Genomic DNA, 26,584 nt, shown 5'->3' on the forward strand with positions numbered 1-26,584 from the left:
TACATTAATAAGATATTGGAGTCGAGGAGATTTGGTCACAATCTCAAGACCTTTTTTTTTAAATAGGCGAAAGAAGATAAGGGAAGGTGGAATTATGCTGTTTACAAGCTGGCTTTTATTTTTTATTTTCGCGTTAGCAGCCTTTAGGCTCACTCGTTTAATTGTTTATGATAAAATTACAGCCTTTTTGCGAAGACCATTTATTGATGAATTAGAGATTACGGAGCCAGATGGAAGTGTATCAACGTTTACAAAAGTGAAAGGTAAAGGATTAAGAAAGTGGATTGGCGAATTATTAAGCTGTTATTGGTGTACAGGTGTATGGGTTAGTGCTTTTTTATTAGTTTTATATAATTGGATTCCTATCGTTGCGGAGCCGTTACTTGCATTATTAGCTATTGCAGGAGCAGCAGCAATCATTGAAACGATTACAGGATATTTTATGGGAGAATAATATATTTTCATAATAAGAGAAAAAGCGGAGTTTAAAAGAATAAGGGAACGGAAATAAAGAGTTGTTCATATAGTAAATAGACAGAATTGACAGTAGAGGAGATGTTTGCTGTGAGCAATAATCCTAGGCAAAATTCATATGACCTGCAGCAGTGGTATCAAATACAGCAACAGCACCATGCACAACAACAGGCATATCAAGAACAATTACAACAACAAGGATTTGTGAAGAAAAAGGGATGCAATTGTGGGAAAAAGAAGAACACAATAAAACACTATGAAGAATGAAACACTCATGTTACTGTGAGTGTTTTTTATTATACATATAAAAAGCGGTATTTCTGTATTAGAAATACCGCTTTTTACTAGCTAATTTGTGCAACTGTTAATGCTGCTGCACGGATGTCTACAGTTCCAATTAACTCAACTGGTACAATTTGAATTAAGTCACCAGGATTTAAGTTAATAAGAATAACACCGCTGGATACGTCTACTTCACCAGTACCAATAACGTTAGAACGAACCGCTGTACCTGATCCAGGAATAATGTTAGCTGGCGTACCTAATGATAAGAAGAAACGACCAGCTTCTGGTGCAACAGGTGCATTATCAAGACTAATTGTTAATGTATAACTGATTTGATAAATACCAGCTCGTAGAATTCGAATACCATCCCCAACACTTACTGTATCATTTATTACAGGAACAGTAATATTTGGGTTTGGACTTACACTAGGTAATAGTAGTGGTGTAAATAGTGAAGCGAACTGAGGTGCAGACGCGTTGAAAGCAAAACCGAAGGCAGGTAGTGTACTAGCTGGTTTTGCCTCGCAATCAATTTTAGTAAATTCGCAATCAGAAGAGAACATGTTTTTCACTCCTTTATCTGTTTCTACTTTCAGTTAATGAAAAGGACAGGTTCTATGTTCTAGACAAGTTCCCAATTTTAAGAAATTTACATAATAATACTCGTTAAGCATGGATTGGGTGGCAGAATTATCTGCCACCCAATCCATACTTAACGCATTATTTAGTTTTAAATTGTAACATCGCGTAAGCATTGAATCGCACAGAAGCAACTTAAATCAACAGTAATGCAAGTAGAGGTTGATACTAATCTTGCATTTGGTACAGCTAAAAACGTACAGATGGGATCGTCAGTAGGTGGTACAGGGGAGTTATCACCTAATACTACAGTTAATACACGTAATACAGCACAATCATCATCATCTATACTTTCTACGCGGAAAATTGGAGATCGGCAGCTAGTAAGACTTGCTGATGGTGCAAATGCTTCAAAAGGTGCTCCGGCTTTTGTGTATAAAATAAAAGGACGTGTATTAGCTACTGATGCAGTGTTATGTGCACCTAAAAATGGAACTTCGCAACCAGATCCACATGTTGTTGTTGCACAGTCTTGCAGTTCATGTATAAAGCGAACGACATTCGATACACAGTTGAAATCACAATCATGTTCATGATGGTCTTCGTTACAATTGCAGCTCATTATGTTCACTCCTTATCGTGAGTTCTGACATACACTATTACAATATGAGTGGGATATGGCTGATATTACGTTAATTCTCACGATAAAAACAAGGAATTTATATAGGAGGGATGTACATAATGTGATATAAAAAAAGACATCCTTATTTAGTGGATGTCTTTTCAGGTAAATCTTTTCGCACAGTATATAAAAAACGAGATATATCTAATTTCTTTCCTCTGAAAAATTGCGGAGAAGAAATGTAAAGCTCTTCTTTCGCACGTGTAATGGCGACATACAGTAATCGGCGTTCTTCTTCTAACGCTTCAGAAGTTTCCGTAATACGATCATTTGCATCTTTTAAAGAAGAAGTATGGGGCAGGATTCCATCACTCGCTCCAAGTAAAAAGACACATGGAAATTCAAGGCCTTTTGCGTTATGAATTGACATAAGTGAAACGGCATCTTTTTGCGGCATTGTTTTTAATGCTTCCATTTCCTTTTGACCTTGAATCGCCTCGTCGATAAATTGTAAATAAGCTGGAATATCGGTGAAACGAGTTGCAGACTCCATTAATTCTTCCAACATTTCTTCTTGTATGTCTTTATGCATCGTAAAGGAAGAACGATCGTTACTTTGTAAGTACTCTAAATATTTTCCTTTACCATGTATGATTTCTTTTAATGCTTTTTTCGGTTCTAATTCTTTAATAAATTTAATAAAATCGATGCGCTCATTTACCTTTTTCACTTGAAAAGGTTTTAAGCTCGGATTTAATAATAAGAAATGAAGAAGAGAAGGAAAACGGCCTTCACCATATTTCCATTGTTCACGTTCAATAAATGAAATACAATCATCACGTCCGATATACATCGTCGGCAATATGTTTGAAAGTGATTCTAGTCGAAACGGCTCAATCACGAGTCTTAAATGATCTAATACAGGCTTAATTAAAGAATGTTCATAAAATGATTGGCTCGCCCCGTGTTTAATAAACGGAATTTTATGAATGGTAAGCTGATCAAGTAACGAACGGCTTACAGAATGTGTGCGATACAGTAAACAAAAATCTTTATAGTTTCGGTCACCGCTATCTACTTTTTCTTGAATGAGCTGCAAAATTTGATTTGCTTCATCAAGAGTTGTAGCAGGTCTTGCATAAAAAGGTTGTACACCTTCCTCACGAACGGAGTATAGCTCTTTATCAAAACGTTCTTGATTTAATTTTATAACTTCATTTCCAAGCCCGACGATAAAGGGATTGGATCGATAATTCGTATTTAGTGCAATGATTGTTGTGTTATCAAATTCTTTTGGAAAAGATAAAATAATTTGGTGACTTGCCCCTCGCCAGCCATAAATTGCTTGATCATCATCACCTGCGATGAACAAATTATTTCTTGGCGTGGCTAACAATTTTACAATTTCATATTGTGCATAGGATGTATCTTGAAACTCATCTACTTCAATGTAGTGAAAACGTTGTTGTAATTGAGTTAGTAAAGGAGCATTATTTTCTAACATATAATATGTTTCCAATAAGATGTCATCGAAATCAATATAATTGTATCGTTGTTTTACCTCTTCAAAACGTTCATATACTTCTTTAAATTCTTGTTCGACTGGCGTTTTCGCCTTTACATCTTTCGGACGATTTAATTTGTTTTTCTCAAGTGAAATCATCGCGAGGATCGTTTCCGAATCATAATCGTCTTTTAAACGCAATTCTTTTAAGATTTTCTTTATCATAATTTGTTTATGTTTTTCATTTGCTAAAATTTGCTGATTATACCCTTGACTACGAAGCAATTTTAAGAAAACAGAGTGGAATGTACCAGCAACAACGTAGCTACTTGCTGCATGATTCATACCTGGTAACTTTGCAACACGACTTCGGATTTCTTCAGCTGCTTTTTGTGTAAATGTAAGTAATAAAATATTTCTTGGATGAACTTGTTTTACATTTACTAAATAACCAACGCGAGTTGTTAAAACAGATGTTTTCCCGCTTCCAGCACCAGCTAGTGTAAGAACAGGACCTTCTGTTGTGCGCACGGCTTCTAATTGTTTTTCGTTTAAAAAAACATTTTGTTGTTCGAGAGCGCGGAAATAAGCCGCATCTACATCTTCTTCCATAATTAAATGGGTAGATGTTTTCGGAGTATGATATGTCGCACGCGGAATATCAGCGTGTGTTAACGATTTTTGTGAAAATTTTTCTTGTGTCATATATTCACCTTCAAAACTATAGCATCAACATTTAACTTTAGCGGAAGAAAAAGAAAATAGCAATGTAAAAAAACAGGAGGGGTCACCTCCTGCTTTCAAATCACAATTCTTTTATCATTACGACGTGCGGGATATTTGCTTCCATAAATACATCAGAACTCGTTACATATCCAAGTTTTTTATAGAAATCTTCAGCATGTGTTTGAGCATGAAGTTTCAATTTTGGTAGCGAATTTTCCTTTGCATACGCTTCAAGCGCATCCATAACAATTTTTCCGATGCCTTTTTTTCGATGGGAACCTAGCACGCAAATGCGTTCCACTTTTCCTATACCATCAAGGGTGCGAAAACGTCCAGCACCAACTGGAACATCATTGTCATATATAACAACGTGTGTTGAAGTTTCTTCAAACTCATCGTACTCTTCTTCAGCAGAGACACGTTGTTCATTTACAAACACTTGTTTACGTACAGAGAATGCATCTCTTAGTTGTTCGTCCGTTTGTACAATCTGTGCGTGCAAATTAGTTGTTCCCCTTTCCAAGATGGAATGTTTCGTGTACAGTCCATGTTCCATTTTCTAATTGATATAGAAGATGGAAACGATCAATTGGTTGTTCATAATAGAAATCTTTCATACGTAATCGCCCCAATACATCAGCATGCTCTGCATCTGATAAGCCTTGTCCGATTGTTAAGTGAGGTACGAAAGCATATTCGCGTTCTTGCGTGAATAACCCGCCATGCATTTCTTCATTTAAGAAAGTAAGTTCAGGTGTTTTTTCTACTTTAAAATAAAGGACGTTATTAACAGGTGCGAATGAACCGACTTTCCCAACATGAAGGGTGAAAGGGTTCGTTTTACCTGCGATTGTATGTAGCTCGTTTACAATCGATTCTAATTGTTCATCTTGCGTCTCAAAGGGTGTTTTCAATGTAATATGTGGCGGAACTAATGCGTAGTGTGGGTCATAACGCTTACGCAATCCGTTCGCTTTATCTTGAATCATTTTAGATGGAAAAATTACAATGCCTAATTTCATGTTCCAATTCCTCCCTTTGTAAGTCTAGTTAGATTTTGAGATAAATAGATCTCTTCGTCTATTATATCAAATTATTCTGAATACTGCTCTCTATTATTTCATTGATAGAATATGAGAGAAGGCTTTTGGTAAATCAGTTTGCCAATATTTCCAAGTATGATTACCTTCAAACTCTTCGTAATGCGTAATGAAATTTCTATCTGTAAGAAGTGTATTTAACTCACGGTTCGGTTCTACGAAATCAGATACTTGTCCATCAGTACGCTTTACAGCCGTTTCTTCTGTGCCGATGACGTGATACAGTTCTAATGCTTGTGGATCTTTGAAGTCTTTTGCTAAGTTCATTACTGTCTCATCCACAAATGGTGATTGCATAACGACTTTACCGAATGTATGCGGATACATAAGTGCAGTCATAAAGGAAACTGTTCCGCCAAGAGAATCACCAATTAAAACACGACCTTTTCCCATTTGGTACGTTGGATAATTTTCATCAATATATGGTGCAAGTTCATGAGCAAGGAAACGTATATATGCAGCATTTTTTACTTCATTTGGGAAATATTTTTCTTTACGATCATGTACATTTTTATATGGAATACCGACAATAATTGTACGGTCAATTTCTTCAGTTTCACGAAGGCGCTCAATTACACGATGCGCTTTACCGAGCTGAAAATAATCTCTACCATCTTGTGCAATTACAACTGTATGTTTGTGCAGTGGTGTGTAATTTACTGGTAAATAAACGAGAAGTGTAACGTCTTCTTGAAGTGATGCGCTATAAAATGAAATTTCTTCAATTCTCCCTATTGTTTGACTCATGTAGATCCCCCTAAATAAAAATTTACTGTAACGATTGTAAGAGCGACGCTTGTAGTGAAAAAGGAAATAAATATTCACTAATTGGTGCCTTAATTTCTATTTTACCATAATGGTACGAAGAATCTAAAAAATTAGTATTTAAGTCACGAAAGAAAACGGATATAATGAAGTGGGATTTTTGACAGGTGAGAGGGGAGACAGGATTTGAAACAAGAAAAGTCAATCGCACTACCATTAGCTATTTCTATAATTGCCATTTCTTTTGCAGCAGTTTTTGTAAAGATGTCCTCAGCACCATCTTCTATTTTAAGTATGTACCGCTTATGGATTATCGTACTTATTATGCTGCCTATCGTATGGAAAAAACGGGAAGATTTTAGTAAGATTCAAATAAAAGATTGGGGATTTTTAATTGGATCTGGTTTCTTTTTAGCACTTCATTTTCTATTATGGTTTGAATCTTTAAAGTATACGACAGTTGCGAGTTCGACGATTATTTTAGCGCTTCAACCAATCGTATCTTTAATTGGAGGTTTTTTCTTATTTAAAGAAAGAACAACATACTCAGCTATTGCAACGATGGGAATTGCGATATTAGGCGTAATGTGTATTGGTTGGGGAGATTTAGGGCTAAGTGAACAAGCAATTTATGGAGATATATTATCCTTTTTAAGTGTAATAGCGGTTGTCGGTTATTTATTTATCGGGCAAACGACAGTAAAGAAAGTATCACACTGGATTTACAGCTTTACAGTTTTTGCATTCGCAGGTATTTTTATGGGAATTTATAATATAGTATTGCAAGTGCCTTTTACAGGTTATACGAAGTGGGATTGGACCGTTTTTCTTTTACTTGCGGTTGTCCCGACAGTGTCACACGTCATTAATAATTGGTTATTAAACTACGTAAATGCAACAACAATTTCAATGAGTATTTTAGGAGAACCCGTTGGAGCATCTATACTAGCGTTCTTCTTACTCGGTGAAAGACTAAATGCCATGCAAATTATCGGTAGCATGCTCGTATTATTTGGTGTATCTGTTTTCTTACTACAGCAACAAAAACGAACAGCAAAAAATGTAGTAAACGAGCCGGCGTATACACAGGAATTATAATGTTAGAGGAGAAAAGAGAAGTTGTGATACTTCTCTTTTTGTTTTATATAAATACGGGTGTGGAAGGGGGAAGGAAATGGAATTCCCATCAAAAAAAGATGTATGGCTATATCCGATTTTTTTCGTTGTCATTGGAGCGTGTTTTGCTCCCCTATTTGCAGGTAGAGAATATTTTCTTTTATTTTTTACAATTTCATTAGCGATATTATTTATTTGGAGTTGGTTTTCGACAAAATACATCGTCGGAGAAGAAACAATTACAATTAGATCAGGTTTCGTTAAAAAGCGCATATTTATACGAGATATAAAACAAGTTTTAAATACAAAAAATCCAATAGCAGCCCATGCATTGTCATTTGATCGACTTGAAATTGTTTATGGTGCACATCAAACAGAAATTATTTCTCCTAAAGATAAAGAGCAATTCATCAATCTTGTTAAAAGTAAAAATCCACACATTGAAATAAAGTAAAAGAGTGGCTTCGTAGCCACTCTTTTACTTTGGATTTGTCATATAAGGTTGTACGTGAATGATACATAGGTCACGGAACTTTCCTTCAGCAGTTGTGACAATTACGACTGCTCTACCTGCACTTTTTCCAGTAATCGTTACCGTGTCCCCCTTTGGATACAGTGTGATAACATCAGCATTCATATTCGTCCAAAGAAGTTCTTTATTTGTTGCCTGCATTGGCAAAACGGAAGCTGATAACTCAGTGCTTTGGCCAGTTCTTACTTTTAACTTATTTTTTTCCATATGAACACCGATGACTGAAATAACAGAAGGAGCAATTGTAATTTTAGGTGGATTAGGTTGTATGTTCAAACAAGACGCAGAAGTATTGGTGATAGGTGAAAATTTTCGTGTTTGTTGTTGCTGGAAAGCTGCTAACATATTGGAGTCCCCTTTCTGTATAAGTGCTGATAGTAATACTATAAAGGAGTAGTGTTACGTTTAATTTAACGAAACATAAAGAAATTGTTAAATTCGAGCAGAAGATCGTCGAACTTTGATATAAAGAAAGCTCTGCTGATACGATAACAGCAGAGCTTTCCCTTTATAGATTATGACTATGTTGTTTTTCGAAATTCTCAAATTGCTCTTCAACTTCTTTTGAAGGTTGTGTTAGTAAACTAACAATTACGATAGCTAGTAAACTAATAGCGAAACCTGGAATCATTTCATATAAGAAATCTTTTAAGAATTTGAATTGAGTCCATATAATAACAGTAGCGGCACCAGAAACCATACCAGCAAGCGCGCCCCATTTCGTCATACGTTTCCAATATAAGCTTAATAAAATAGCAGGTCCGAATGAAGAACCGAACCCAGCCCAAGCATATCCAACAAGAGCTAAAATCGTATCATTTTGTTTAAGTGCTAATGCACATCCAATTAAAGCAATAACAAGAACAGCCATACGACCGACAAATACAAGTTCTTTATCAGAAGCATCACGCTTAAAGAATGTTCTATATAAGTCTTCTGTTACTGCACTCGAAGTAACGAGAAGTTGAGAAGAAATTGTACTCATAATAGCTGCTAAAATAGCTGCTAATAAAAATCCAGTAATAAGTGGATGGAATAAAATAGTGCCAAGTTCAACGAAAATCGTTTCTGGATCAGAAAGTTTTAAACCTGCTTTTGAATAGTATGCAATACCGATAAGGCCAGTAAACATAGCTCCAGCAACAGAGAAAATCATCCAGCTCATACCAATACGTCGTGCACTTTTAATTTCTTTTACAGAAGAAATCGCCATAAAGCGTACAATAATATGTGGTTGTCCAACATAACCAAGGCCCCATGCGAATAATGAAATAATTCCTAATACAGAAGTACCTTTAAAAATATCTAATAATGCCGGATCGATAGATTTAATTGTTTCAAATGCTGGACCAAGTCCATTTACGTGCATAATTGTTACGACTGGAACAAGAATAAGAGCGACTACCATAATGATTCCTTGCACGAAGTCTGTCCAACTTACAGCTAAAAATCCACCAAATAATGTGTAAGCTACGACAACTCCACCAACGATAAGAAGACCAACATGGTAATTGAGTCCAAATGAATTTTCGAATAATACAGCACCAGAGACAAATCCTGAAGCTACATAAAACGTGAAAAATATCATAATAACAAGTCCAGATACTAAACGTAGCATATGGGATTTGTCGTGGAAACGGTGTTCCAAAAATTCTGGGATAGTAATAGAGTTATTTGCAATTTCAGAGTAGGTACGTAAGCGAGGAGCGACATAAAGCCAGTTTGCATATGCGCCTAATGTTAGGCCAATCGCAATCCAGCTACTACTTAATCCAACGCTAAACATTGCACCGGGTAAGCCCATTAAAAGCCAACCACTCATATCAGCTGCTCCAGCACTTAATGCTGTTACTGCGGGGCCTAGTGTACGCCCGCCAAGCATATAATCTGTTAAGTTGGATGTTTGCTTATAAGCGAAATAGCCGATAATTAGCATCCCGAGCATGTAAATAGAGATAGAAGTTAAAATTAACATCTGCGTACTCATGTAGTTCCCCTTTCTTTTGTCATGTCTTTTGATGCGTTATGCATATTTATCCCGCATGAACGGGCAGTAAAACTCCCACCTTAAAATTGGATGGGCAAGGAAGTTAGGTGGGAGATCAACTGCCCGTAAATGCCCGATTAGTTCAACTAATAATAAGTGGGGGATGAACAAAACCCCCACTTATTAAAGTTTCACTTTATAATCTATCATGATTATTCTGAAAAATCCATATAGAAATATGAATTTTCAGAAATGTAAGCGTTTTTTGATGTGATTTTACTTTTTTAATATATAATATTCATACAAAAAACCTTATTTTTAATAGAGTATTTATTATATTTACATAAAAAGAGGTTGTTTTGTCAATATAATATTGAAAGGAAAGAAAAAAATTTTTTTAAAAAAGTATTGACTTGTGAAAAAAGTCAGGTCTATAATAAGTGCAACTTAAAAAAATGCAAGCGTTGATGAAGAAGAGTACACATGATGAACATGTCAGAGAGCTGATGGTTGGTGCGAATCAGTATGGAATTGATGTGGAATGGGCTTCGGAGCTTCCAAACCGAAACGAAAGAAGTAGGCTTTGGCGACATGATCTCATCGATACAAGAGACACGTATTGTTTTTGATACGGTAAAGTGCGTTACATTTGTAACGAATTAAGGTGGCACCACGGGAGTACCCGTCCTTTCTATAGGATGAGTACTCCCTTTTTGTGTATAAAAAATTAAATAAATGAAATCGTTTAAGTAAGAAGAGTACGTATATTGGAGACGTTACAGAGAGCCGGGAATAGGTGGGAGCCCGGTACGGTGCCATATACGGAATGGGCTTACGAGAGGTATGCTGAACAATTATTTTCAGTAGGCAACCCGGGTTCCGCCGTTACAAGGATAAGGTATAAATTTTGTACCTGAACAAAGCGGGATGCTTTTGCATCCAACACGAGGTGGTACCGCGGTATATTTATCGTCCTCTACATATTTTCGATATGTAGGGGACTTTTTTATTTTTCAGAGTGAGGTGAAGGACATGATGACGAAAGAAGAATTTATAAAACAAAAAAGAGAGAGAAAGACATTTTTAGTAATCACTGAAGAAGAAGGAGATAGCATTACGCCAATTTCTTTATATAGACGTATGAAAGGGAAGAAGAAATTTTTATTAGAAAGTTCACAGCTTCATCAAGATAAAGGGCGTTATTCTTACTTAGGATGTAATCCTTATGGAGAGGTGACAAGCGTTGGTACGGAAGTAGAAAGAATGATATATGGGCAAACAGAAAAGTTAAAAGGTAACGTACTACAAGTGTTAGAAGAAGTAATCGCATCATCACAAGTAGATAGCCCATTTCCATTTTGCGGAGGAGCAGTTGGTTATATTGGATATGATGTCATTCGGCAGTATGAAAACATTGGAGCGGATTTACACGACCCATTAAATATTCCGGAAGTACACCTTTTACTATATCGTGAGTTTATCGTTTACGATCATTTACGCCAAAAGTTGTCGTTTGTATATGTATGCAGGGAAGATGATTCAGCAGATTATGAGGAAGTATACGAAAGGCTACGAGTATACAAAGAGGAAGTGCTACAAGGAGAAGAAGCTGAAGTAAATGCAATACAATCCACATTATCATTCACTTCTTCTATAACGGAAAAAGAGTTTTGTAAGATGGTAGAAATGGCGAAAGAACATATAAGAGCTGGGGACATATTCCAAGTCGTACTGTCACAGCGTTTGCAAAGTGAATGTATTGGTGATCCATTCGCGTTATACCGAAAACTTCGAATTGCAAATCCATCACCATATATGTTCTATATCGATTTTCAAGATTATGTTGTACTCGGTTCTTCACCGGAAAGTTTGCTATCAGTAAGGGAGAATAAAGTGATGACGAATCCAATTGCTGGTACGAGGCCGAGGGGGAAAACGAAGAGGGAAGATGAGGAAATCGAAAAAGAACTGTTGGAAGATGAGAAAGAACGAGCGGAGCATATGATGCTTGTAGATCTTGGGCGAAATGATATTGGCAGAGTGAGTGAAATTGGATCCGTGACGATAGATAAATATATGAAAGTAGAAAAATATTCTCACGTTATGCACATTGTATCTGAAGTTTACGGAACATTGCGAAAACAAACGAGCGGATTTGATGCGTTAGCGTATTGCTTACCAGCAGGGACAGTTTCTGGAGCTCCGAAAATTAGAGCGATGGAAATTATAAATGAGCTAGAGAATGAAAAAAGAAACGTATACGCCGGAGCAGTTGGATACGTTAGTTTTTCAGGGAATCTTGATATGGCACTTGCCATTCGAACGATGGTCGTAAAGGATGAAAAAGCATACGTTCAGGCCGGAGCAGGAGTCGTTTACGATTCAGATCCAGTAGCTGAATATGAAGAAACATTAAATAAAGCGAGAGCGCTATTGGAGGTAATGAAATGATTGTACTAATTGATAATTATGATTCATTTACTTATAACTTGTATCAACTGTTAGGTGAATACGAAGAAGATATTGTAGTCGTAAGAAATGATCAAATAACGATAGAACAGCTAGAAGAGATGAATCCAACAGGAATTGTGCTTTCACCAGGACCAGGAAAACCAGAGGATGCTGGTATTTGTATCGAAGTGATTCGTCATTTTTATAAGAACGTTCCCATATTAGGGATTTGTCTTGGCCACCAAGCGATCATAGCCGCATTTGGAGGAGACATTGTTAGAGCAGAACGTATTAAACACGGAAAAACATCGCGTGTGAAACATAACGGAACGTCAATCTTTTCATACGTTACACAGCCGCTGACGGCGATGCGCTATCATTCCCTTGTTGCAGAGCAAACGAGCTTGCCAGATTGTTTTGACATATTAGCGACAGCGATGGACGACGGAGAAATAATGGCAGTCTGTCACAATTATTATCCGCTCTTCGGATTACAGTTTCATCCGGAATCAATCGCAACAGAAGAAGGCGGAAAGTTAATACGTGCCTTTTTAACAGAAGTAAAAGAGGAGGAAAGAGTATGAATAACTATCTTCGTAAATTAGTGGAGGGTCAACATTTAACAGAAGAGGAAATGTATAAAGCAGGACTACTTTTATTAAGTGAAAACATATTAGAAAGTGAAATTGCAGCTTTCTTAGTCTTACTGAAAGCGAAAGGTGAAACTGCAGAAGAAATATACGGTCTCGTTCGAGCTCTTCGCGAAAAGGCATTGCCGTTTTCGAACCATATACAAGGAGCAATGGACAATTGCGGGACGGGTGGTGACGGTGCTCAAACGTTTAATATTAGCACAACATCAGCATTCGTACTGGCAGGAGCAGGTGTAAAGGTTGCAAAACATGGTAATCGTGCCGTTTCTAGTAAAACAGGAAGTGCAGACTTATTAGAAGAACTAGGTGTAAATATTAGTAGTACGCCAAACGAGATTGATTATTTACTAGAGCATGTGGGCATTGCCTTCTTATTTGCACCAGCAATGCATCCAGCACTAAGGCGCATTATGAAAATAAGAAAAGAGTTAAACGTGCCGACAATCTTTAATTTAATTGGTCCTTTAACAAATCCAGTGAATTTAGAAACACAATTTGTCGGTATTTATAAACGAGATATGTTATTACCAGTTGCACAAGTATTACAAAAGTTAGGCCGGAAACAAGCGCTTGTCGTAAATGGAAGTGGTTTTTTAGATGAAGCGTCATTACAAGGGGAAAATCAAGTAGTCCTTTTAAAAGATAATGAAATAGTAGAAATGAATATTGATCCAGAAAATTATGGTTTTTCAAGAGTGAAAAATGAAGAAATTAGAGGGGGGAATTCACAAGAAAATGCAAAGATTACAGTCGGCGTATTGAGTGGAGAAAAGAGTGTTTACCGCGATACAGTGTTATTAAATGCAGGTCTAGCCCTTTTTGCAAATGGAAAAACAGAAACGATTGAAGAAGGAATTAAACTAGCAACACATAGCATTGACTCTGGAAAAGCATTAACCAAATTAAACTTATTAATTGCAGCAAGCAACGAAAAATTAGAAAGGGTGAACTAAAGTGGGGACGATTTTAGATAAAATTGTAGAACAGAAGAAAAAGGAAGTTGCGGAGTTATATGAAACGTATACACCAGTCAAAACAAAAAGAAAGACACATTCACTTGTAGAAGCGTTACAGCAGTTTACTGTCATTGCAGAAGTAAAGCGAGCATCACCATCAAAAGGAGATATCAATTTACACGTTGACGTACGAAAACAAGTGGGAACATATGAAGACTGCGGGGCAGGAGCAGTATCTGTTTTAACAGATGGTCAATTTTTTAAAGGATCGTTTCACGATTTACAAACAGCAAGAGAAGAAAGTAACATTCCGCTTTTATGTAAAGATTTCATAATCGATAAGATTCAAATCGATAGAGCGTATGAAACGGGAGCAGATATTATTTTACTAATCGTAGCAGCGTTAACGAAAGAAAAGTTAAAAGAGTTGTATAGCTACGTGTTAGAAAAAGGATTGGAAGCGATTGTTGAAGTTCATGATGAACAGGAATTAGAAACTGCGATCCAACTAAATCCACATGTTATTGGCATTAATAATCGTAATTTAAAAACGTTCGAAGTAGATTTAAGCCAAACTGAAAAGTTAGGAAAACGATTGAATGAGGAGAAATTACTTTGGATTAGTGAAAGTGGCATTCATTCAAAAGAAGATATTACCCGCGTTAAAAGAGCTGGAGCAAAAGGTGTATTAGTTGGAGAGGCACTTATGACATCATCTTCTATTAGTAGCTTTTTTGAAGATTGTAAGGTGAATATATGAAAGTGAAAATTTGTGGTATTACTGATGTTGAAACAGCAAAATGTGCTTGCGAATACGGAGCAGATGCAATCGGATTTGTTTTTGCAGAAAGTAAGCGGAAAATTACTCTGGGGCTAGCGAAAGAAATTATTGGGAAGCTTCCAGCACACGTATTAAAAATCGGGGTTTTCGTAAATGAATCAGTTGAAGTGATTCAGAAGATTGCAGATGAGTGCGGGTTAACGCATGTGCAACTACATGGGGATGAAGAGAATCATCAAATTAGAAGATTGAATATTCCGTCTATAAAATCGCTAGGAGTAACTTCAGAGAGTGATATGAAAAGCGCTCAAGCATATGAAACGGATTATATATTGTTTGATAGCCCGAAAGAAAAGTTTCATGGAGGAAATGGAAAGACATTTTCATGGGAATTACTTGAGCATATGCCAAAAGAGTTGCGAAAGAAAACGATATTAGCTGGTGGATTAAACATCCTTAACATAGAAGAAGCAATTCGAACTGTTCGGCCATATATGGTCGATGTAAGTAGCGGAGTAGAGACAGAAGGAAAGAAAGATCTAAAGAAAATAAAACAATTTATTATAAAATCGAAGGAGTGTTCCAAATGAACTACGCATATCCAGATGAAAAAGGTCACTACGGTATATACGGAGGACGATACGTTCCAGAAACGTTAATGCAATCTGTATTAGAACTAGAAGAAGCATATAAAGAAGCGATGCAAGATGAAGCGTTTCAAAAGGAATTAAATCATTATTTAAAAACGTACGTTGGAAGGGAAACACCGCTTTATTTCGCTGAAAATATGACGAAGTATTGCGGTGGTGCAAAGATTTATTTAAAACGTGAAGATTTGAACCATACAGGAGCTCATAAAATTAACAATACAATCGGTCAGGCACTACTTGCAGTACGAATGGGCAAGAAAAAAGTTGTCGCTGAAACAGGAGCAGGACAACACGGAGTGGCAACTGCTACTGTATGTGCCCTACTCGGATTAGAATGCGTCATCTTTATGGGAGAGGAAGATGTGAGACGTCAAAAATTAAATGTGTTCCGAATGGAATTACTCGGAGCGAAAGTAGAAAGTGTAGCGGCAGGTAGCGGCACATTAAAAGATGCAGTGAACGAGGCGCTTCGCTACTGGGTTTCACACGTGCACGATACACACTACATTATGGGATCCGTTCTCGGGCCACATCCATTCCCGCAAATTGTCCGTGATTTCCAAAGTGTAATTGGAAATGAAACGAAAAAACAATATGAGGCGTTAGAAGGAAAGTTACCAGAAGCAGTCGTTGCTTGTATTGGCGGTGGTAGTAATGCGATGGGCATGTTTTATCCGTTCGTACACGATGAAGAGGTCGCTCTTTACGGCGTAGAAGCAGCAGGGAAAGGCGTTCATACAGAAAAGCATGCAGCAACTTTAACGAAAGGAAGCGTCGGTGTTTTACACGGATCAATGATGTATCTTCTGCAAAACGAAGAAGGGCAAATTCAAGAAGCGCACTCTATTTCAGCAGGACTCGATTATCCAGGTGTTGGTCCAGAACATAGCTTGCTAAAAGATATTGGCCGCGTTTCTTATCATTCAATTACTGATGATGAAGCGTTAGAAGCATTTCAATTATTAACGAAAAAAGAAGGAATTATTCCGGCTTTAGAAAGCTCACATGCTGTCGCATATGCATTAAAATTAGCGCCGCAAATGAAGAAAGACGAAGGACTTATCATTTGCTTATCAGGCCGCGGTGATAAAGATGTAGAGAGTATAAAACGTTATATGGAAGAGGTGTGAAAAATGGGAGTAGAAAAAATTAAAGCAGCGTTTGAAAATGGTAAGAAAGCATTTATTCCGTACGTAATGGGCGGAGATGGTGGACTTGAGAAACTAAAAGAAAGAATTCGTTTTCTAGACGAAGCAGGAGCAAGCATCGTTGAAATTGGTATCCCGTTTTCAGATCCAGTTGCAGATGGCCCAACGATTCAAAGAGCAGGGAAGCGAGCGCTAGATAGCGGTATAACAGTAAAAGGAATTTTTCAAGCATTAATAGAGGTAAGGGAAGAAGTGCAAATTCCGTTTGTACTCATGACATATTTAAATCCAGTACTCGCATTTGGAAAAGAACGATTTGTAGAGAAGTGCTTAGAGGCCGGTGTGGATGGTATTATCGTTCCAGACTTACCGTATGAAGAACAAAATATTATTGCGCCGTTACTTCGAGAGGCAAACATTGCGCTTATTCCACTCGTTACCGTAACGAGCCCTATTGAAAGAATTGAAAAAATCACGAGTGAATCAGAAGGGTTCGTTTATGCTGTTACAGTAGCGGGCGTAACGGGAGTACGTCAAAACTTTAAAGAGGAGATTCATAGTTACTTAGAAAAAGTAAAATTACACGTCAACTTACCAGTAGTCGCTGGATTTGGCATTTCAACAAAAGAACATGTAGAAGAAATGGTTACAATATGTGACGGTGTTGTCGTTGGAAGTAAAGTGATTGAGCTATTAGAAAATGAAAAACGAGAAGAAATATGTGAATTAATACAGGCAACAAAACAAAAAGAAGAGGCGTAGTCTCTTCTTTTTGTTTTGTATAATGAATGTTAGAATATACAGAAAATACATATAATTTAGAGGGTGAGAAGGCATGCTAAGACGTAAACTACTATATCTTCTTTTAACTGTACCGCTATACGCTTGGCTCATTAGCATGACGAAAATAGAGTTGATGGCTCTATTTTTAGGATATGTATTTATCTTTTCCAACTTAAATCGCATTCAAGAACAGTCTATTTTAGAAATATGTCTATTTTCGATTAGTATAGAATTATTTAGTATCGTTTCGATTGTATTATTAAACGAATTATTTCTACGGATTCATTCATTTACATTAATGAAATTTTGGAATATTGCATTGCAAGCAATATGTACTTACATTGTGTTTGTTGTGTTGAAAAAAATAATCGGACAGCAGACAGTTTTTCAGGATAATAGAAAATGGGAGTGAATGAAAAGGGGCCGTTTGGCTCCTTTTTTAAATCTGTCTTAAAAACAATTGAAAATTACAACATCTGTTATATAATAGTTAAAAATTGTATTTTAAACGAAATGAGATGATAACATGGCCATATTGTTGGCACTTATCCCAATTATGATGATTTTCATTTGTTTATTTTTATTTAAACAAACGTCATTAAGGTCCTCGTTAATTTCTTATGCTGTGTCTGTCGGAATCGTTTTACTCTCGCCAACGTTTCGATTAGGGATAAGTGAAACTGTGCACGCAACGATTAAAGGATGGTTAATTTGTTTTATTGTCGGGTACGTTTTATTTTTCGGTATTTTTTTATTTCACCTCATGAACAAAATGGGATACATCGATCAAGTAGCACGTTTTTTAGAAGAAATCACACATGATCGCTTATTACAAATGCTGCTTATGTGTTTTGGCATTTGTCCGCTTATTGAATCAGTAAGTGGATTTGGTATTGGATTCATGGTTGCAGCACCTATTTTTCTTTCGCTAGGCTATAAACCATTTCAAGCTGTACTGCTCTCATTCATCGGCTTACTAGCTAGTTCATGGGGCGCAATGGCAACGGGTACGATTATCGGTTCGCAGCTAATAAATATGCCTCTTACAACACTTGGTACAAATACAGCGCTATTAAGTATTCCGATGTTTGCTTACTTCGTTATTCTTTCTTTACACGTTGTTGGCGGCTGGCAAGCGGTTATAGAAAAGTGGAAAGAAGGAGTAGGGTTCTTTCTATTATTTTCTCTCGGAATCTATCTTTCTAATGCATACGTAAGTGTTGAACTAGCCGGGATATTAAGTTCTATCGTTACGATTACATTTGGCTTTCTTATCATTAAATTAAAAGGAAAAAGTGGGCAAAATCTTATAACAGAACATGCCGCTGCAACGGAGAGAGAAGTATCCATTATAAAAATTATTAGCCCTTATATATTTCTAACAGTTTGTATTTTACTTTCTCGCCTCGTTCCAGCATTACATGATTTGTTCAGATCATATGCGGTTCTTGATTTGAAATCATACTCTTATAAACTAGAGTTACTATATTCACCAGGATTTTGGCTCGGTATGACTTGCTTATTTACTATTATTTTCTTCCGCATCCCGTCTAATATTATTAAACAATCATTCTCACAAACGATCAAACAATGGATTCCATTTGCTATTACGACGACAATGTTTATCGCCATTTCAGAACTAATGGGTGCATCTGGCATGCATTCATTACTTGCAAAAACAGCTGGTGAAACATTTGGAACCTTTTTCGTTTTTGTTGCTCCGTTTATTGGCGCTATTGGTGGATTTTTAACAGGTAGTAACGCAGGATCAAATGCAATGTTTATAAAACTACAAATGCAAACCGCACAAAACGTAGCACTCCCGTGGCAATATGTCACAACACTTCAAAACACCGCATCATCAGTAGCGACAATCGCTTGTCCATCACGGATTACATTAGGTGCTTACTTATGTAATATCCCTTACCGTGAAAATGAACTATTAAAGAAGACGACGTTAATGATCTTTGGTGCGGTTTTGCTTGTAGTGGTAGAGGTTATTGTTTGGTATATGTTGAGAAATTAAAAATCCTCCTAACATAGGAGGATTTTTTTTATGAATGGATAATGTTTTAAATATGAAAAGCTTCTACTAAGTCAACAACCCGCCACTTAACACCCTTACGGGTCGTTTGAAGTGGGGGCTTGCGTCTGTCGGAGTTCGACAGTGCTTCTACCCTCATAGAGAGCAACTACGCTTATTCCTACCCAGTAGTACGAACGAGCAATGCTCTCCTACCTTAGTATGGTGGAGCATAAGGACGGTTGACTTCGCCCCTACCACAAGAGCTATACTCCTGTGATAACTACACTGATATGCTTAATTCCCTTACGGTGTAGATTCATCGCACCAATACGGTCATCATTTGATTGGTATTGGCAATTTTTACACTTAAAAGTGTGTAGCTTTTTATTACGATTCGCTTTTTCAATGTTTCCGCACTTAGGGCAAGTTTGGGAAGTATATTTGGGGTCTACCACAATTACCTTTTGTCCATTCAATTCAGCTTTATACTCAAGCATTTGACGGAACTGATAGAAAGCCCAAGATACAGAAACATAGCGGTTTTTCACTCGTACTTTCTCTGTCGCAGAACGAACCCCTGTTAAGTCTTCTAAAACAAACATAGTACCTCTAGGGTATGCCTCAACGAGTGCCTTTGTAATTTGATGGTTTACATCAGTTACATAACGGTTTTCTCTTGAGCCAATTTGTTTTATTTTCTTACGAGAAGATGGTGTTTGTCGTGTTTGTAATTGCTTACGAGTAGCTTTAAATTTACCACGCTTATGTTTAAAAATATTTCCGTTGTAGAAGGTTGTTTTGCCCTGACTATCATAAGTGGTTGCAAGGAAGTTGATTCCTAAATCAACACCAACGATGTTGTTTACATCTGCGAAATCTAATGTTTGGTACTCTTTTGTCATCGGGATATGTAAGAACCACTTTTTGTACTTATGCACTAATTTAGCAGTACCAAATTTCCAAGTGCTGTTGAAGTATTTCTTCATAGCCTTACGCTCATAATTTAGTTTTAGGCGACCTTCAAGCGTGTTTACACTAAATTGGTTTTTGGTTAGTGAATAATCTCGATTCCAGACTAAATCATATTCTGCAAGTTTGAAGTCAATCAAAGACCATTCATGTCCATTTGATTTAGCCGACTTGTAACGAGCAATTACAGTTTTCATCACAGATTGAGCCATTTGACTTTTTAACCTAAATTGATTTCGCAAATCAGAATAATATAAGTTATTGAGATTTACTTGATTAAGGTTCTTTGTTTCAAATATGTGTTTTGATAACCAATTACAAGCCTTGCGGTAAGCGTTCGTTGTTATCTTTAGACTTTCAGCTTGATTATCGGAAACATGGATTTGTATTTTTGCAGTAATTGTAGGCATTATTTTCACCGCCTTTCACTAATTAAATTGTAACAGATTTTTAGTGAAAGCAAACAACTTAAGTAGAGAAAGTAGGAGGCAAGGTGGAAGTTTCAGATACTTGATATGGTACAGAATCTTAGGATTTTTAACGTACCATACCGTATCTGCCGGCAATTCCTCCCCCACTTATCGTTGGGCTATCGCCCTTCACACGATTGAAGTAGGGGGTATCCTTGCCGATTTTAGATGAATAGGAGATGAAATGTATGCCCCTAAAAAACTACGGTGTGTTAAAAGGTACAGTTATACAATCAAAGATTGGAAAAGGGAAGACACCTCATTATCAAGTTCATTTACAGGGCGAGACTGGAGTAGATTATCGTATTGCTATTAACGTAAAGTCGCAAAGTTATCCGTCAGAAGTTTTATATTTTGCGAATAACAATATTAGGTCAGAGGCGATTCATATTTTACCGACATTACCATTTGGTTTTACGGAAGTAAAAAATAATGAACCGAAAGTAGCTTTAGATTATGTAAGAGGAAATCTATTTGACTCAAAACAAATGATTCCTTTGCCTCCCGAAAAAGCAGGAGCAGATAATGATTTAAACGAAAAAATAGAACGTTATATAAAGCGAGCGATAGAAGAAAAAGCGATTATTTACGCGTTTGGTGAAAGATGGGGACCAGAAGAAAACACACCAGATTCCTATTTTCATTTCAAACCAGGAAACGGTATACATGATATTCACATGAATCAAGGGAATGTAGAGAAATGGAAAGGTGATAATGGCATATGGCAAGACGGAGGGATACTCATTCACTTTGAAAAGGAAGAAGAATGGATTGGTATCTTTCTTGCATTCCAATCACAGTCATGGTGTACCGATGAAGAAGGGCATGCTCGTGTGCCTGTTGAGCATTGTGATTATAAGGGGAATAATTAATAAGAAGAGGGCGTTCAAAAAGAACGCCCTCTTCTTATTTTATAAAACGAAAAACTAACGAGTGTAGAAAGACAAGAGAAAAGCAGTGCTACACTAGAAAACGCAATGAGATACATATTATATTTCATAACCTGTCCAATTAGCTGGTTACTGTCGTATTGAAACAGTCCCGCTATGATGTTGAATAAAAATAAAACGATAAACATGACGATAACTCCGTCTATTGATCCTTTAATGTCTGGTTTACTTAAAGCGATATGTGCGGAAATACAAATGGCGATAAATAAAAATAACCAAAAGGAAGGATTCAATAAATTGCCGATTGTAAATAAGCTTTTCAATAATACAAACGTCGACAAGAGCATGTTTTGAATCATTTCTACATTAATAGAAGTAGAAGCGATCGTTTTTTCGAGAGTTGTATTAAATAAAAAATATGATTCTGGTACGAAATAGCGCATTAAAAGGATTAATGCAGTAATACCAGAAATAATAGGCCCGATGCCGATGAAGAAATTCCCAATTCGTTGATACACACTTTTTTGATTGTATTGATGTTGTACGTAACCTAATGCTCCTTGACTTGTATCTGTTGGGAAAAACTGCGTTGCTACAATTTTATGACGGAACAGTACGCACATAATGGCATGTCCAAGTTCGTGGATCGGAACACCAATCCACGCCGTTAAAAGGAATCCTTTTCTTCCGAAAGCCCTCGACCAATACATTCGTGTTAGTGATTCTAAATAATCTAATAGAAATCCAATTACAATGATAACGCCAATTAAGGAAAATAATTGGATTACGCTTGTAAGGAGTATTTGAAAAATTGAGTTTACCAATTCCATTGTCTTTCATCCAATCTGTTAAAAATGTTATTTGTTCTGTTTCATAATAGCATTATTTTTCAAGATTGCTAGCATATATAATTTCTTTTGAAAGAAGGATTTCAGAATCTTTTTCTTGTAGTCATGTTTTATGTACAAAGTCATATATTGAATTTGTAACACCCTATATGGTATATGCTTAAGGAGGGATGAGAGAATGAAATGTCCGTCATGTCATACAGAAAATGCAGCAGAGGCAAAGTTTTGCGGGAATTGTGGACATTCGTTAACGGAAGAAGTAGTGGCAAGTAGTGGTCAAGAAGAAGGGCCGGAACAAGCACGCGCGGCACAAGTAAAGGAAACTCGGCCAAATGAAACGGTAGAGCAAGCGAAGCGGTTTGCGAGCGGCTATTTTCAATTTTTTAAACATGCATTACAAGCACCGACAGCGATTATGAAAAGCGGCACGATTGAAGTAAGAAATGGAATTGTAAGTCTTGTTCTTATTTGTTTTTTAGGAGCATGTATTTTTTATAGAATGATGAGTGCAGCATCAGCAGTTACGAGAACATTTGCACCAGATATATCTACTCCCACATTTTTTGTAGAATCTATAACGGTCTTTTTCTTTTTATTAATTTTAACTTTATTTGTCGGATTTATTATTTTTGTAAGTGGTAAGATGATGAAATCATCTTTTTCGTTTCTTGAAGTATTCGGTATATGGGGAACGCTAGCGACGCCGGCTATTGCTATATTAGTCCTTTCTTTTCTTTTTAGTTTCTTATTAATCTTTTTCTTACCGATATTATTATCGGTAGCTGCAACTTATATAGGGATTAGTATAACTGTAGCCATATTAAAGCTAGACAATGGCGGATTAGATCTCGTGTACACACTTATTATTGCAAATGTTTTAATTGGAATTGCAACATTTATTGTACTTTGGTCTTACATTAGCACGATAATTCAAGCCTTAACACAGGGAATAACTGGCTTCTAATGAAAAGGTGGTTGACTGGATGAATGTATGTACAAAGTGCGGAATTCAGTTTGAAGATGGTGTGCAATTTTGTCAAAACTGCGGGACGAAGAGGGGAAGTCCTGTAGTAAAGAAGAACATGAGCGGTGGTGCAAAGGTTGGCATTACACTGTTAGCACTATTTGTTATAGCGATTATTGGATTATATTTGTACGGATCATCGTATTATACGCAGGTGGCACAAGTAGATCGGATGATTACGATTTTACAAGAGAGGGACGGAGAGAAATTAGCTGAGATCATTACGGCAGATGATCAATCGGTTATGATAACAAAAGAGAGTTTAACGCCTCTATTTTCATATATAAAAGAAAATCCATCGTATGTGAATGAATTAAAAGAATATTTGAGACAAGGTGAAAAACAACGGGACGGAATAGAAAGAGCTGATTTTTCGTTAACGAAAGACGGAAAGTATTTCTTTATATTTGATCGGTATAAATTGAAAGTGAAGACGTACTATACCACTTTGCTTACAAATGAAAAAGGCGTATCGTTAAAAATGAACGGAAAAGAAATTGATAAGACAGATGACAAAAAGTTTGAGAAGCAATATGGGCCGTTTCTTCCGGGCAATCAAGTGTTTCAATCAGAATATAAAAATGATTATGTAAAACTATCGCGTGAGGAAAAGGTTGTACTTATGAAACAAAGCCAAAATAACGTAATGATAGATTTAACGTTGCAAGGTCAATATATTACAGTTCAAACGAACGCGCCTGGTGCAACATTGTACGTAAATCAAAAACCAGTTACAGCACTGGCAGGAGAAGAAATTACATGGGGGCCTATAGCGACTGATGGAAGTACGACGATTTATTTAGAACGAAATGGAGAAAATGGAAGGGAAACGACGAAGGTAGAAACGGTAACGGCACTTCCGTCTTATAATCTTCCATTTCAAAAGAAAAGTACAGAAAAAAAAGTTGTTTATAATGTTACTCCGCCATCTACCACTCCGTATGTATATAATGGTTTCATTTTCCCAGATAGTGATATTCGAAAATTAACGAGTACAGATTTAGCATATTTATCGAAAGAACAGTTGAAAATTGCTAGAAATGAAATATATGCAAGGCATGGACATATTTTTCAGACGAAAGATATGCAAACGTATTTTTCAAAACAATCTTGGTATAGAGAAAATCCATATTTTACAGGAAAGCTAACAGATATTGAAACTTATAATGTTGAACTCATCAAATCAAGAGAATAAACATGTGAAAAAGGTACAGTGCATAACTGTACCTTTTTTATGGTTATTTATCTGAACCAGGATCCCTTGAGAAAAAGATGTGAAAGAGAAATGTGACTTTACTTGATCCTCCTGATGTACTAGCTTGTATATGTGATAAAGGACCAGATGTTAGGGCTGCCTCGGAATGGGGGGGTACGACTATTTTGAGCGCATGATCTGATTCTGGTGAAGCAGTAACAGTTATTGTATCGTCAGAGAAGTTCAGAATTTTAACTGAACCGACTGGAAAGATAGACTTGCCAGCATGTGATGCTGAAGCGAATTGGGTAGCTTTCCAAATATCTTGCGCAAACGTATCATCGTTAGATAACCAGGCACGAGCGCTGTATATTGTCGCATTAATGGAAAATTCTTGGTCAAGTGAGAGGGCGGGTTTCGGTTCTTTTGGTTCTTGCGGTTCATCTGGAAGCTGGGCGAGAAGGCCGGCGCACATATATTTCACCTACTTTCAATAGTAACTGTTATAGCATATTAAACATGTTGTTTATGAGACACAACGGCTACCTATTCAGGCATAGGTTTGTGCACCAAATTTGAAGATAAAATCCTCTTTCTTTACAATGGAAGTAGGTGTTATTTCTATAAAATATGGAAAACGTAAAGAGTATGTAAAAAAAGAAGGAGTGGTAAAGTGAACTATGTCATTATTGGCGGAGATGCAGCTGGTATGAGTGCAGCTATGCAAATTGTTAGAAACGATGAAAATGCAACTGTTGTAACGTTAGAAAAAGGTGAAATTTATTCATACGCTCAGTGTGGATTACCGTATGTCATTAGTGGTGCTATCGCTTCAACTGAAAAGTTAATCGCGCGCAACGTAAAGACGTTTCGTGATAAATATGGAATTGATGCGAAAGTACGACATGAAGTAACGAAAGTAGATACGGAAAAGAAAGTGGTGTACGCAGAGCATACGAAGACGAAAGATATTTTTGAATTTCCGTACGATCGTTTATTAATTGCAACTGGCGTACGTCCTGTTATGCCAGAGTGGGAAGGTCGAGATTTGCAAGGTGTTCATCTTTTAAAAACAATTCCAGATGCTGAGCGTATATTAAAAACGCTAGAAACGAATAAAGTTGAAGATGTAACCATTATTGGCGGTGGTGCGATTGGACTGGAGATGGCAGAAACATTCGTCGAACTTGGTAAGAAAGTAAGAATGATTGAGCGAAATGATCATATCGGTACGATTTATGATGCAGATATGGCTGAATATATACATAAAGAAGCAGATAAACACAATATTGAAATTTTAACGAATGAAAATGTGAAAGCATTTAAAGGAAATGAAAGAGTGGAACAAATTGAAACGGATAAAGGTACGTATAAAGCAGATCTTGTTTTAGTATCGGTTGGAGTGAAGCCGAATACTGATTTTCTTGAAGGAACAAATATACGTACAAATTATAAAGGGGCAATCGAAGTAAATGCATATATGCAAACGAATGTGCAAGACGTATATGCAGCCGGTGATTGCGCAACACATTACCACGTTATAAAGGAAATTCATGATCATATCCCGCTCGGAACGACTGCTAATAAACAAGGGCGACTTGCTGGACTGAATATGCTTGATAAACGAAGAGCATTTAAAGGTACGTTAGGCACAGGTATTATTAAATTTATGGATTTGACGCTCGCAAGAACAGGCTTAAATGAAAAAGAAGCAAAAGGGCTACATATCCCGTATAAAACGGTCAAAGTAGATTCTACAAATATGGCGGGCTATTATCCAAATGCAAAACCACTTTACTTGAAACTACTATATCGCTCTGATACGAAACAATTGTTGGGCGGGCAAGTAATTGGAGAAGAAGGCGTAGATAAACGTATTGATGTGATCGCGATGGCACTTTTCAATAAAATGAGCATTCATGATTTAGAAGATGTCGATTTAAGTTATGCACCACCATATAACAGCGTTTGGGACCCAATTCAGCAAGCGGCAAGGAGAGCAGAATAGCACTTTTTAAGTGCTATTTTTTTTGCAAAGGTAGGTAAACTT

The 26,584-nt window shown here is 36.7% G+C and carries 28 protein-coding genes and 2 other annotated features; of the genes, 17 read left to right on the top strand and 11 right to left on the bottom strand.

Annotated features, from left to right (window positions below; genetic code table 11):
* Window positions 1–94: 94 nt before the first annotated feature.
* Both NZ044_RS06415 and NZ044_RS06420 read left to right on the top strand, forming a co-directional pair.
* Window positions 95–454 carry a DUF1360 domain-containing protein gene (locus NZ044_RS06415; RefSeq protein WP_000899662.1) on the top strand — a complete coding sequence of 120 codons (360 nt, stop codon included), beginning with the start codon at window positions 95–97 and terminating at the stop codon, window positions 452–454.
* Window positions 455–555: 101 nt separating this feature from the next.
* Window positions 556–741 carry a hypothetical protein gene (locus tag NZ044_RS06420; RefSeq protein ID WP_014894818.1) on the top strand — a complete coding sequence of 62 codons (186 nt, stop codon included), beginning with the start codon at window positions 556–558 and terminating at the stop codon, window positions 739–741.
* Window positions 742–818: 77 nt separating this feature from the next.
* Here the strand turns inward: NZ044_RS06420 and exsF are convergent, their stop codons facing one another.
* From exsF to NZ044_RS06450, 6 genes are all read right to left on the bottom strand, one after another.
* Complete coding sequence (gene exsF / locus NZ044_RS06425; protein ID WP_000492933.1) at window positions 819–1,322, bottom strand: exosporium protein ExsF; 504 nt, start codon at window positions 1,320–1,322, stop codon at window positions 819–821.
* Between the two features lie 167 nt (window positions 1,323–1,489).
* On the bottom strand, window positions 1,490–1,960 hold the full coding sequence (cotY, locus tag NZ044_RS06430; protein ID WP_001277697.1) for a spore coat protein CotY: 471 nt from the start codon (window positions 1,958–1,960) through the stop codon (window positions 1,490–1,492).
* 142 nt (window positions 1,961–2,102) lie between these two features.
* Window positions 2,103–4,169 (bottom strand): ATP-dependent helicase, encoded by a 2,067-nt coding sequence (locus NZ044_RS06435; RefSeq protein ID WP_000191211.1) that lies wholly within the window; start codon window positions 4,167–4,169, stop codon window positions 2,103–2,105.
* Between the two features lie 100 nt (window positions 4,170–4,269).
* Window positions 4,270–4,692: a GNAT family N-acetyltransferase gene (locus NZ044_RS06440; protein ID WP_000543309.1), complete on the bottom strand. Its 423-nt coding sequence runs from the start codon at window positions 4,690–4,692 to the stop codon at window positions 4,270–4,272.
* 1 nt (window position 4,693) lies between these two features.
* Entirely contained in the window at window positions 4,694–5,212 is a 519-nt protein-coding gene (locus NZ044_RS06445) for a YjcG family protein (RefSeq protein WP_000765871.1), read from the bottom strand.
* 93 nt (window positions 5,213–5,305) lie between these two features.
* Window positions 5,306–6,037 (bottom strand): alpha/beta hydrolase, encoded by a 732-nt coding sequence (locus NZ044_RS06450; RefSeq protein WP_000084010.1) that lies wholly within the window; start codon window positions 6,035–6,037, stop codon window positions 5,306–5,308.
* Between the two features lie 204 nt (window positions 6,038–6,241).
* Between NZ044_RS06450 and NZ044_RS06455 the strand changes: the two genes are divergently transcribed.
* Window positions 6,242–7,153, top strand: coding sequence for a DMT family transporter (locus tag NZ044_RS06455; protein ID WP_340949629.1), 912 nt, complete (start codon window positions 6,242–6,244; stop codon window positions 7,151–7,153).
* A gap of 76 nt (window positions 7,154–7,229) precedes the next feature.
* The gene (locus tag NZ044_RS06460; protein ID WP_000395656.1) at window positions 7,230–7,625 is read left to right on the top strand and encodes a PH domain-containing protein; all 396 of its coding nucleotides are present in this window, start codon (window positions 7,230–7,232) and stop codon (window positions 7,623–7,625) included.
* Between the two features lie 24 nt (window positions 7,626–7,649).
* Here the strand turns inward: NZ044_RS06460 and NZ044_RS06465 are convergent, their stop codons facing one another.
* Window positions 7,650–8,048, bottom strand: coding sequence for an Ig-like domain-containing protein (locus NZ044_RS06465; protein WP_000878727.1), 399 nt, complete (start codon window positions 8,046–8,048; stop codon window positions 7,650–7,652).
* 163 nt (window positions 8,049–8,211) lie between these two features.
* On the bottom strand, window positions 8,212–9,690 hold the full coding sequence (gene putP / locus NZ044_RS06470; RefSeq protein ID WP_000107191.1) for a sodium/proline symporter PutP: 1,479 nt from the start codon (window positions 9,688–9,690) through the stop codon (window positions 8,212–8,214).
* Between the two features lie 455 nt (window positions 9,691–10,145).
* Window positions 10,146–10,383: a binding site (T-box leader), on the top strand.
* Between the two features lie 42 nt (window positions 10,384–10,425).
* Window positions 10,426–10,670, top strand: a binding site (T-box leader).
* A 52-nt stretch (window positions 10,671–10,722) separates the two neighbouring features.
* Between putP and trpE the strand changes: the two genes are divergently transcribed.
* The 9 genes from trpE to NZ044_RS06515 all read left to right on the top strand — a co-directional run bounded on the left by trpE (window position 10,723) and on the right by NZ044_RS06515 (window position 19,138).
* Complete coding sequence (gene trpE, locus NZ044_RS06475; protein ID WP_118961641.1) at window positions 10,723–12,141, top strand: anthranilate synthase component I; 1,419 nt, start codon at window positions 10,723–10,725, stop codon at window positions 12,139–12,141.
* Entirely contained in the window at window positions 12,138–12,725 is a 588-nt protein-coding gene (locus NZ044_RS06480) for an aminodeoxychorismate/anthranilate synthase component II (protein WP_063675109.1), read from the top strand. The genes trpE and NZ044_RS06480 overlap by 4 nt, the downstream gene beginning before the upstream one ends.
* Window positions 12,722–13,747: an anthranilate phosphoribosyltransferase gene (trpD, locus tag NZ044_RS06485; RefSeq protein ID WP_001067363.1), complete on the top strand. Its 1,026-nt coding sequence runs from the start codon at window positions 12,722–12,724 to the stop codon at window positions 13,745–13,747. The genes NZ044_RS06480 and trpD overlap by 4 nt, the downstream gene beginning before the upstream one ends.
* Window position 13,748: 1 nt before the next feature.
* Entirely contained in the window at window positions 13,749–14,510 is a 762-nt protein-coding gene (gene trpC / locus NZ044_RS06490; RefSeq protein WP_000536711.1) for an indole-3-glycerol phosphate synthase TrpC, read from the top strand.
* The gene (locus NZ044_RS06495) at window positions 14,507–15,121 is read left to right on the top strand and encodes a phosphoribosylanthranilate isomerase (RefSeq protein ID WP_000865128.1); all 615 of its coding nucleotides are present in this window, start codon (window positions 14,507–14,509) and stop codon (window positions 15,119–15,121) included. The genes trpC and NZ044_RS06495 overlap by 4 nt, the downstream gene beginning before the upstream one ends.
* Complete coding sequence (gene trpB / locus NZ044_RS06500; protein ID WP_098505583.1) at window positions 15,118–16,311, top strand: tryptophan synthase subunit beta; 1,194 nt, start codon at window positions 15,118–15,120, stop codon at window positions 16,309–16,311. Before NZ044_RS06495 ends, trpB begins: the two co-directional genes overlap by 4 nt.
* A gap of 3 nt (window positions 16,312–16,314) precedes the next feature.
* Entirely contained in the window at window positions 16,315–17,091 is a 777-nt protein-coding gene (trpA, locus tag NZ044_RS06505; protein ID WP_086398445.1) for a tryptophan synthase subunit alpha, read from the top strand.
* 73 nt (window positions 17,092–17,164) lie between these two features.
* On the top strand, window positions 17,165–17,524 hold the full coding sequence (locus NZ044_RS06510) for a DUF4029 domain-containing protein (protein WP_000946150.1): 360 nt from the start codon (window positions 17,165–17,167) through the stop codon (window positions 17,522–17,524).
* Between the two features lie 114 nt (window positions 17,525–17,638).
* Window positions 17,639–19,138, top strand: a complete 1,500-nt coding sequence (locus NZ044_RS06515; protein WP_000996272.1) for an L-lactate permease — start codon at window positions 17,639–17,641, stop codon at window positions 19,136–19,138.
* A 263-nt stretch (window positions 19,139–19,401) separates the two neighbouring features.
* Here NZ044_RS06515 and NZ044_RS06520 read toward each other — a convergent pair whose 3' ends face one another.
* Window positions 19,402–20,517, bottom strand: coding sequence for an RNA-guided endonuclease InsQ/TnpB family protein (locus NZ044_RS06520; protein WP_118961642.1), 1,116 nt, complete (start codon window positions 20,515–20,517; stop codon window positions 19,402–19,404).
* A 248-nt stretch (window positions 20,518–20,765) separates the two neighbouring features.
* Here NZ044_RS06520 and NZ044_RS06525 point away from each other — a divergent pair, with 248 nt between their 5' ends.
* The gene (locus NZ044_RS06525; RefSeq protein WP_016097962.1) at window positions 20,766–21,449 is read left to right on the top strand and encodes a DUF2278 family protein; all 684 of its coding nucleotides are present in this window, start codon (window positions 20,766–20,768) and stop codon (window positions 21,447–21,449) included.
* A 14-nt stretch (window positions 21,450–21,463) separates the two neighbouring features.
* Here the strand turns inward: NZ044_RS06525 and NZ044_RS06530 are convergent, their stop codons facing one another.
* Window positions 21,464–22,297, bottom strand: coding sequence for a hypothetical protein (locus tag NZ044_RS06530; RefSeq protein ID WP_098505584.1), 834 nt, complete (start codon window positions 22,295–22,297; stop codon window positions 21,464–21,466).
* A 196-nt stretch (window positions 22,298–22,493) separates the two neighbouring features.
* Between NZ044_RS06530 and NZ044_RS06535 the strand changes: the two genes are divergently transcribed.
* Window positions 22,494–23,279 (top strand): zinc ribbon domain-containing protein, encoded by a 786-nt coding sequence (locus NZ044_RS06535; RefSeq protein WP_000650096.1) that lies wholly within the window; start codon window positions 22,494–22,496, stop codon window positions 23,277–23,279.
* A gap of 19 nt (window positions 23,280–23,298) precedes the next feature.
* Window positions 23,299–24,534: a TcaA 3rd/4th domain-containing protein gene (locus tag NZ044_RS06540; RefSeq protein ID WP_098505585.1), complete on the top strand. Its 1,236-nt coding sequence runs from the start codon at window positions 23,299–23,301 to the stop codon at window positions 24,532–24,534.
* A gap of 43 nt (window positions 24,535–24,577) precedes the next feature.
* Here NZ044_RS06540 and NZ044_RS06545 read toward each other — a convergent pair whose 3' ends face one another.
* Complete coding sequence (locus NZ044_RS06545) at window positions 24,578–25,009, bottom strand: hypothetical protein (protein ID WP_000332402.1); 432 nt, start codon at window positions 25,007–25,009, stop codon at window positions 24,578–24,580.
* A gap of 198 nt (window positions 25,010–25,207) precedes the next feature.
* Between NZ044_RS06545 and NZ044_RS06550 the strand changes: the two genes are divergently transcribed.
* Window positions 25,208–26,542: an FAD-dependent oxidoreductase gene (locus tag NZ044_RS06550; protein WP_079245213.1), complete on the top strand. Its 1,335-nt coding sequence runs from the start codon at window positions 25,208–25,210 to the stop codon at window positions 26,540–26,542.
* Window positions 26,543–26,584 lie beyond the last annotated feature (42 nt).

Source organism: Bacillus sp. FSL K6-1338 (genome assembly GCF_038006965.1).
GTDB lineage: Bacteria > Bacillota > Bacilli > Bacillales > Bacillaceae_G > Bacillus_A > Bacillus_A thuringiensis_S.

What these genes read in the sequence shown, in the direction of transcription:
- NZ044_RS06525 (WP_016097962.1), top strand. Translation starts at nt 20,766, where the DNA reads ATGCCCCTAAAAAACTACGGTGTGTTAAAAGGTACAGTTATACAATCA.
- trpB (WP_098505583.1), top strand. Translation starts at nt 15,118, where the DNA reads ATGAACTACGCATATCCAGATGAAAAAGGTCACTACGGTATATACGGA.
- cotY (WP_001277697.1), bottom strand. Translation starts at nt 1,960, where the DNA reads ATGAGCTGCAATTGTAACGAAGACCATCATGAACATGATTGTGATTTC.
- NZ044_RS06465 (WP_000878727.1), bottom strand. Translation starts at nt 8,048, where the DNA reads ATGTTAGCAGCTTTCCAGCAACAACAAACACGAAAATTTTCACCTATC.
- NZ044_RS06495 (WP_000865128.1), top strand. Translation starts at nt 14,507, where the DNA reads ATGAAAGTGAAAATTTGTGGTATTACTGATGTTGAAACAGCAAAATGT.
- NZ044_RS06450 (WP_000084010.1), bottom strand. Translation starts at nt 6,037, where the DNA reads ATGAGTCAAACAATAGGGAGAATTGAAGAAATTTCATTTTATAGCGCA.
- NZ044_RS06445 (WP_000765871.1), bottom strand. Translation starts at nt 5,212, where the DNA reads ATGAAATTAGGCATTGTAATTTTTCCATCTAAAATGATTCAAGATAAA.
- trpE (WP_118961641.1), top strand. Translation starts at nt 10,723, where the DNA reads ATGATGACGAAAGAAGAATTTATAAAACAAAAAAGAGAGAGAAAGACA.
- NZ044_RS06515 (WP_000996272.1), top strand. Translation starts at nt 17,639, where the DNA reads ATGGCCATATTGTTGGCACTTATCCCAATTATGATGATTTTCATTTGT.
- NZ044_RS06435 (WP_000191211.1), bottom strand. Translation starts at nt 4,169, where the DNA reads ATGACACAAGAAAAATTTTCACAAAAATCGTTAACACACGCTGATATT.
- trpD (WP_001067363.1), top strand. Translation starts at nt 12,722, where the DNA reads ATGAATAACTATCTTCGTAAATTAGTGGAGGGTCAACATTTAACAGAA.
- NZ044_RS06530 (WP_098505584.1), bottom strand. Translation starts at nt 22,297, where the DNA reads ATGGAATTGGTAAACTCAATTTTTCAAATACTCCTTACAAGCGTAATC.
- trpA (WP_086398445.1), top strand. Translation starts at nt 16,315, where the DNA reads ATGGGAGTAGAAAAAATTAAAGCAGCGTTTGAAAATGGTAAGAAAGCA.
- NZ044_RS06415 (WP_000899662.1), top strand. Translation starts at nt 95, where the DNA reads ATGCTGTTTACAAGCTGGCTTTTATTTTTTATTTTCGCGTTAGCAGCC.
- NZ044_RS06480 (WP_063675109.1), top strand. Translation starts at nt 12,138, where the DNA reads ATGATTGTACTAATTGATAATTATGATTCATTTACTTATAACTTGTAT.
- NZ044_RS06520 (WP_118961642.1), bottom strand. Translation starts at nt 20,517, where the DNA reads ATGCCTACAATTACTGCAAAAATACAAATCCATGTTTCCGATAATCAA.
- NZ044_RS06535 (WP_000650096.1), top strand. Translation starts at nt 22,494, where the DNA reads ATGAAATGTCCGTCATGTCATACAGAAAATGCAGCAGAGGCAAAGTTT.
- putP (WP_000107191.1), bottom strand. Translation starts at nt 9,690, where the DNA reads ATGAGTACGCAGATGTTAATTTTAACTTCTATCTCTATTTACATGCTC.
- NZ044_RS06510 (WP_000946150.1), top strand. Translation starts at nt 17,165, where the DNA reads ATGCTAAGACGTAAACTACTATATCTTCTTTTAACTGTACCGCTATAC.
- exsF (WP_000492933.1), bottom strand. Translation starts at nt 1,322, where the DNA reads ATGTTCTCTTCTGATTGCGAATTTACTAAAATTGATTGCGAGGCAAAA.
- NZ044_RS06460 (WP_000395656.1), top strand. Translation starts at nt 7,230, where the DNA reads ATGGAATTCCCATCAAAAAAAGATGTATGGCTATATCCGATTTTTTTC.
- NZ044_RS06545 (WP_000332402.1), bottom strand. Translation starts at nt 25,009, where the DNA reads ATGTGCGCCGGCCTTCTCGCCCAGCTTCCAGATGAACCGCAAGAACCA.
- NZ044_RS06540 (WP_098505585.1), top strand. Translation starts at nt 23,299, where the DNA reads ATGAATGTATGTACAAAGTGCGGAATTCAGTTTGAAGATGGTGTGCAA.
- NZ044_RS06420 (WP_014894818.1), top strand. Translation starts at nt 556, where the DNA reads ATGTTTGCTGTGAGCAATAATCCTAGGCAAAATTCATATGACCTGCAG.